Here is a 7,197-nt window from a genome sequence, read left to right as displayed (position 1 = left end):
CTTTATCAAAGTAGGATAGGTAATCTGAGAACGTGCTGTATCTATTTGAATCAATTGTTCCTTTTGAAGGAAGCAAATCATCCAACTCTTTATCAGTGTACTCAAGCAGCTTTGTATAATCTAATCCAGATGCTCTAAACATCCGTACATAATGATTAATCGTATTGCGATGAATACCTAATAACCTTTCACAAGAGCGATTGCTCTCACCTTTAGATTTTAATAGTAACAATTGTTTTAATTCCATAATATCTATCTTTTTTGCAGCCATAACTTTTGCTTGTTTTTGTTTCAAAAGTTATACGATAGAAATTATTTCTGTTCTTTAAACTGAGTACTTCTGCCATTTTACGGTGGCACAAATGCTCTGGTATGGGTGGCACAACATCAATCGGTATGAGTGGCACAACTTGCTCCGGTACGAGTGGCACAACTTGCTCCGGTATGAGTGGCACAACTTGCTCCGGTTTGAGTGGCACAGTTACATCGGTATAGGTGGCACAACATGAGTCAGCCTATCCACTTGGTTAATAGGAAGTCTATTGTACCCCCATATTTATCTACAGCTCTATATAAATAGCGGTCCTTCCCTCCTACCTTGATATAAGTTTCATCCATCCTCCAGCTATTATTGACCTTCCGTTTTCGTTTATGCATATTCGATTCAATCAATGGACTAAACTTAAATACCCATCTTTGAATAGTAGTATGATCTGCTTTGATTCCTCTTATTGATAGCAATTCCTCTACATCTCTATAACTTAATGTGAATCTTAATTTATAATAAACTGCTTGAAGGATGATAATTCTGGGATATCGGTGGTGCTTGAACATCAATTATGGTTTTGTTGGTGGGTAAAAGTAGAAATTATTTTACCTTTGAGTAATTAATGCGACAGAACCTAATATAGTAATCATATATGTTCATTTATATATGATGGCTGTGATGATGTAATTTAGCCCTTTGCCTTTATTAATAGATAATGGTTTTCATCTGATAATATCCTGCTAAGACTTATTATTCCATTTTGATTGAATATAGATTGCATTATAGTTTTGTTCATGTGTAAAATGATATTATCAATTCGTATATGTATAAAAATCAATTTATTGTTTGTCAAAAATATGGTCAACACTTTTGTCTTTCAATTAATTTCGATAAACAAATCAATTACATTATTAACGAAATAGATTTTAAGGATTTTATCTGCTTTGCGATTTATATTCCCATTTGGAAAGGAATTGCACATAACCGCAACAATCACTAGTTTACCGATAGTTCAACCTTTTTCATCGTAATATTTTTATGCAGTGGATAATAAATTGTAATTTTAGCCTGTAATTTTATTCTTTATGACTATCAGAAACCGACTTACTTATATATTTTCATCAATAACTACCTATCATATTATATTTTGGTTAGCCAATTTCATTTTACTAACTTCCCCCTTCTTTCTAGAATACAATCAAAAAGGAGTTTTTAAAATTGAGAAACTATATTCTGGTTTGATCTATTTTTTTCATCTTATACTAATAGTCTATATCAATTATTCAATTTTAATTCCAAAATATGAAGTTAAACGCAAAACAACTTGGTATTTCTTATCAGTAACAACATCTGTTATTATTGTCAATTTACTATTTATTGGCACTTTTAACTTTGTAATGAATGCCGCATTGAGCTTGAGAAGTGGAATTTGGTTTTTTATATTAGAAATCATATACATCATCATCACATCGTTTTTCAAATTCTTTAAGGAATGGATTAATAAGCAAAGCTTAGAATTAAATATCATTGAAATTCAAAAACAGAAAACCGAAGCAGAACTAGATGCTCTTAAAGCTCAACTTAATCCTCACTTCTTATTCAATGTTCTTAATAGTATATATTCTCATAGCCTCCTTAAGTCTGATATAACTCCTACCATAGTTTTAAAACTTTCATCACTCATTAGCTATATTCTTTATGATTGTAAAACGGAATTGGTTCCTTTAAATAAAGAAATCGATTTTATTAAAGACTATATAGAACTCGAGCAGATTAGAATGGAAAAAGATATTGATGTAAAAATTGAAATCAGTAATATGGAGCACACTATGATTCCACCTTTATTATTTGTTCCTCTTATAGAGAATGTGTTTAAACATGGAATAGGATCAGAGCCAAAGAAAAAATGCTTATCACTCACCATCAATTCATTAAAAGGTGAATTTCATTTCAGTTTAAAAAATTCAAAAGGGAAAGTAGAAAAAATACATAAAAGTGATAAAAGTGGTATAGGAATTATTAACGTGAAAAAGAGACTACAACTTTTATATCCTAATAAGCATAACATAATAATAAATGATAAAGACGACACCTTTGAAGTGGAAATATCCATCAACGGACTAGGCTTGAATAAATAATACAAAATGGAAATTAAGTGCTTAATAATTGAAGATGAACCTGCGGCTATAAGAATTATTGAAAGTTATAGCCAGAACATAAATTATTTAAATATAATTGGGAAATGCAAAACAGCAAATGAGGCAATCAGCTTTCTTAATAAAAATGATATTGATTTATTATTTCTTGATATAAATATGCCCGGAATGAATGGGATAGACTTTTATAAAGCATTGAGGAATCCTCCACTTGCTATAATTACTACAGCCTATCGCGAATATGCTGTGGAGAGTTTCGAGCTCGAAATCATTGACTATTTACACAAACCTTTTTCATTTAATCGTTTCTATAAAGCTGTGCAAAGAGCCGAAGATAAACTTCAAGCAAATCAGAAAAACAAACCATTAATCAAACAAAAACCCAAAGACCATATATTTATAAAAGCCGATAAAAAATTGCATAAAGTAGCATTCCATGACATTTTATTTATTGAATCTACGGGCGATTATTGCAAATTCATTACCACTAGCAAGAATTACATATCACATATAACTCTAAAAAAACTTACCGAAATTTTACCCGATAGTTTTATTAGAGTACATAAATCATTTATCATTCAATTCGATAAAATTGATCTTATAGAAGGCAACACAATTATCATGCATAATATGGAAATCCCTATTGGCTATAGCTATCGTGCCGAATTTCAAAAATTATTATCTTATAAAATACCATAAATTTAAAAGCGTATCCCATTTCGTGTTTTTGATTTACTCATAACTGATAGGGATATTTTTGCCTATTTTTTCTCAAAAGTACCATTTCCTTTTATCGTATTATTTATATTTTAACAGATAGATTCCCAATGAATTTGATACTTTTGAAAGTAATATTCAATTAAAATGTCATTCGACAAATATTCTTTTTATTGATAAATAGGATGATAGAGCCATAAGTGATGTTATCCTATAAAATATTCTGTTAATAGTTCATATTGTTTTGTATATCGAAATAATTATTCTAATAAAAAGGGTTTAAATACTTTTAATCTCTAATAATCAAAAGCAATACTTTTTTGACTTTTAAATATTTACAACAACGAAAAAAGAGAAATTGTACAAAGCTTATAATTGCTCAGAATCGCAGAGAAATGGCAGAGTATTTCAAACCAAGAATTGAATCATAAAGTTTAACAGATGAAATCGTCAACTTCTTCCAGTACATTACTAATATTAACTATAGTAGAATATATGTACTATGTTTTTAGAATAATTAGAGATTACTAAAATGATGGTTATAAGGGAACAATTGTATAGAAATCTGGCATTGAAAATTCTATTTCTGCAAATTCGATCTTAATACATAAATTATGAAAAGAAAAACTATTAAAAAATTATTGATTACGCTAAGTACAATAATTGTACTCATTTTAGCCATAGGTTATTTTGGCTTAAATTATCTGCAAGCAAAACTTGAATCTAGCTTAACAGGTTGCCAACTTGAAAGCAGTAACTTTTATGAAGTTTTAGATTTTGAGTATGTTAATAATTGGATTATTGTAAAAGCAAAAGTGGATGGAGGTCATAAAGAATATCCGTTTTGGTTTGATACCGGTGCCCAAACGGTGTTAATGGATTCCCTACTAAATGAAATTGGTGAAAACAAATACAAAAGATTTTCATTCGGAAATAAACAAGACACCTCACAAAATGCCTTTAACAATGCATTAGTTTCTCTCAAGGAACTTGAATTAGGGGGGGTGAAATTTCGAGACATTGGTTCAATATCAGCGAAAAACTCTAAATGGGGAATGCTTAATTGTATTTCTGCCTATGGAATTATTGGCTATAATCTAATACAAACCTGCGTTTTTCAAATCGATTTTGATAAACAACAAATCACATTAACTGATAATGTCGAAAAGCTGGAGAATTATGAAGAAATACAATGGGTAAACTATAAACCATCAAAGACACAGGAAACACCAATTCTTCCTGCGACATTCAACGACAGTATAAAAATTGATTTGTTTTTTGATACAGGAAGCAGTGGAGGCATCACATTGTCTTCAGAAAAGTTGTATCGAAGTCTTCTTCAACAATTCCCCAATCAAACAGCTGAATACATCTCTAGACCATCCTTACTTATTCGTGGAGAAAAAAATGAGATTGGAGAATCATTTTTATTTAAGGCTTCAAATTTTTCTTTCATTAATAACACAAGTGAAGAAATGATAATAAATGTAAGCAATACTCCTGAAAGAGATTTTACCGGGATTATAGGTAATAGATATTTAAAGAATTTCAATATTACCCTAGATTATAGAAATAGGCGAATAGGTTTCATCCCGAAACGAAACCTAAAAGAACCAATCGATAGCACTTTTGGAATAACATATAAGCCCCTAAGAAATAAATTTGTAGTGTCAAGTATTTATTCTGGTTACGAGCCTGAATTATCAGGAATTATGCCTGGTGATGAGATATATTCAATTAACGGGATCAGAATTGATGAATTGGATTCGGATATCTTTTGCAAATTTTATCGAGGGGAATACATATTTAAAAATAAAGAAGATAGCGTATTATATATTGAGATTACAAAAGGTGATTCGATTATCGCATATAGATTCAATAAGAAAAATATTTTCTTAGGTCGCGATAATTGAGCAGAAACCTGAAATATACATGACTAAGTTTATAAGTGCAGATTTCATAATAAACAGAAACATATTTATAGTCATAAGTACCTAAATTCATGAAAATGCAAAGAAAACTTATTCAAGGTTTTCTGATATATATCTTAAAAATGTAAATATCAATGATATTGAAAACAAATATGATGAGATTTCAATTCTTTCATCACCTAAGTCAAAATAAAAAGTAATAAAAATTACGTAATTAATTATTATAAATAAGAAAAATGAAAAAATTAATTTTAGTCTTTTTGGGATTGGCCTTTTTCACTGCGTGTGATAAGCAGAATGAGTCAGAAATTATGAATCAGGATGCAAAAGAGAATTTACCCGAGCAATTTATTTCTGCTCAAATCGGGAATGAATTATATACATATTCTCCAGGATTAATCAACGAGTATTTATATCAATCTGCTTCTACAGGAAGTCACATTATGGATCAATTGAGTTTATCAGGAATTTCAGAAAATTCTGAGAAAGGAATGCATTTGTTCATTATTGGTAGTCAGTTTCATAATCTCTCATTTCCAGTTAGTCTAAGTCATGTTGAAGGTGTTTCCACCGAATTTCAATTTATAGAATACAATTCACCAGCGGATACTACTTTTGGCATCAATGACGATTGGAGTTACGTTGGGGAATTGAGCCAATTTATAATAGAGAGTTATAATGATAGTGGATTTCTAGAGGGGAAGTTTAATGGTGCAATTTCTACTAGAACTGGGAAATCACTTAATGTAGAAGATGGTTCTTTTCGCGTTAAAATTATTGAAACCGATCTTGCAAAATAACTGAATATTTAAAATCAGAGGAGATGCAATTAGACATAAATACCTAAGTTCATGAAAATAATCATCAAATTTCAAATTGTTGCATTAATTTGTTTTTTCAGTACATATACAATTCTGGCTCAAGAAAAAGATCCAATATCAGATTTCTACGAATATGCAAACAGAGAATGGATAGAAAACACTACTATTCCTGAGAATGTCAGTGTCATTAACAATTGGGGGATTTTATGGGATGAAATAGCCGATCAATCACTTGAAATACTTTCAGGTGATTCATTATATTATCTTGATGAAGATCATCAATACACCTTAACCCAATTACGTAACTTTTATAAAAGTACAGCTGAATATGGTGACAACGATAAAAAAAGAGTATATCTGGTTCAAAAACACTATCCAATGCTATTTGGGGTGGTTTTTTCCAAAGTAACAATAAATCAAAACAAAGTAGAAAAAATCAGCGAAATCATAAAATATTTAAAGATAGCGTATAAAGAAAAGATTGAAAACAGCACTAAAATTAAAATGAATAATTACGACTTCTTCCTAACCAGATTAGAGGAGATGCAATTTGAGATAGGTGCTCCAGATATTTCAAATCTGCCTAAAATGCCAGTGCTGTCCTCGGATTCCTATAAGTGTAACATTCATAAAACTGAAGAATACAAACTTAAAATCAAAGCATCTTTGCCAAATTGGGTTTCTCCGCCATATGAAACTGACTGTAGGTATATAAAATCTGACAATCTAGTAAGACTATATGCAGGTACCTTATATGCTAGCTGTTTTTCCAATAAAGATGATTATCCTATGATATTTGCTACTCTTGGAAGAACCATTGCCCATGAAATGACACATGCTTTTGATAGCTATGGGAAAAAGTTCAACAGGAATAACTGGAAACAAATAACAGAAGGGCTAATCAACCAATTCAATCAATATACGGTTCAAGAAAATTTCTTTGTGGATGGAAAGATAACACTTCAAGAAAATTTTGCTGATTTGGGTGGTGTGGAGGTTTCTTTATTGGCATTAAAAATGTATATGAAAGAAAATAAACCTCAGATTTCTACTGAGGAAGAATCAAAAGCAATAAGAAGTTTCTTCATGGCTTTCGCACAGTTTTGGAAAGAAAAAGCAACCTCCGAATATGAAATATCTTCATTAAAAAGAATACACACGCCTCAGAAATTTAGAGCAATTGGACCTATATATAATCAGAATGAATTTTATGATGTTTACGAAATAGATATTAATTCCAAGTACTATATTCCTGTGAATGAACGGCTGAGTATATGGTGATTAATTTTGATAAGTTGAAGGAA

The 7,197-nt window shown here is 30.3% G+C and carries 6 protein-coding genes and 1 pseudogene; 5 read left to right on the top strand and 2 right to left on the bottom strand.

Features of this window, described 5'->3' with window-relative positions:
- The coding region (locus HNS40_RS03775; protein WP_371742918.1) for a hypothetical protein at positions 1-295 on the bottom strand (295 nt) is incomplete at its 3' end.
- Positions 296-522: 227 nt separating this feature from the next.
- Positions 523-834, bottom strand: a pseudogene (locus HNS40_RS03770) (IS6 family transposase); the annotation flags it as partial.
- A 519-nt stretch (positions 835-1,353) separates the two neighbouring features.
- On the opposite strand from HNS40_RS03770, the gene HNS40_RS03765 reads away from it, so the two are divergent.
- From HNS40_RS03765 to HNS40_RS03745, 5 genes are all read left to right on the top strand, one after another.
- Positions 1,354-2,406, top strand: a complete 1,053-nt coding sequence (locus HNS40_RS03765) for a sensor histidine kinase (RefSeq protein WP_172277817.1) — start codon at positions 1,354-1,356, stop codon at positions 2,404-2,406.
- Between the two features lie 6 nt (positions 2,407-2,412).
- Positions 2,413-3,123: a LytTR family DNA-binding domain-containing protein gene (locus HNS40_RS03760; protein ID WP_172277815.1), complete on the top strand. Its 711-nt coding sequence runs from the start codon at positions 2,413-2,415 to the stop codon at positions 3,121-3,123.
- 632 nt (positions 3,124-3,755) lie between these two features.
- Positions 3,756-5,054 (top strand): hypothetical protein, encoded by a 1,299-nt coding sequence (locus tag HNS40_RS03755; RefSeq protein WP_172277813.1) that lies wholly within the window; start codon positions 3,756-3,758, stop codon positions 5,052-5,054.
- A 254-nt stretch (positions 5,055-5,308) separates the two neighbouring features.
- The gene (locus HNS40_RS03750) at positions 5,309-5,872 is read left to right on the top strand and encodes a hypothetical protein (RefSeq protein ID WP_172277811.1); all 564 of its coding nucleotides are present in this window, start codon (positions 5,309-5,311) and stop codon (positions 5,870-5,872) included.
- A gap of 51 nt (positions 5,873-5,923) precedes the next feature.
- Entirely contained in the window at positions 5,924-7,174 is a 1,251-nt protein-coding gene (locus HNS40_RS03745; RefSeq protein WP_172277809.1) for a M13-type metalloendopeptidase, read from the top strand.
- Positions 7,175-7,197 lie beyond the last annotated feature (23 nt).

Origin of the sequence: Lentimicrobium sp. S6, assembly GCF_013166635.1 — a bacterium.
Taxonomy (GTDB): Bacteria; Bacteroidota; Bacteroidia; order Bacteroidales; family UBA12170; genus UBA12170.
This window is presented reverse-complemented; position numbering and strand designations above follow the sequence as displayed.

Coding starts and splice junctions, on each gene's coding strand:
- HNS40_RS03755 (WP_172277813.1), top strand. CDS start 3,756: ATGAAAAGAAAAACTATTAAAAAATTATTGATTACGCTAAGTACAATA.
- HNS40_RS03765 (WP_172277817.1), top strand. CDS start 1,354: ATGACTATCAGAAACCGACTTACTTATATATTTTCATCAATAACTACC.
- HNS40_RS03760 (WP_172277815.1), top strand. CDS start 2,413: ATGGAAATTAAGTGCTTAATAATTGAAGATGAACCTGCGGCTATAAGA.
- HNS40_RS03750 (WP_172277811.1), top strand. CDS start 5,309: ATGAAAAAATTAATTTTAGTCTTTTTGGGATTGGCCTTTTTCACTGCG.
- HNS40_RS03745 (WP_172277809.1), top strand. CDS start 5,924: ATGAAAATAATCATCAAATTTCAAATTGTTGCATTAATTTGTTTTTTC.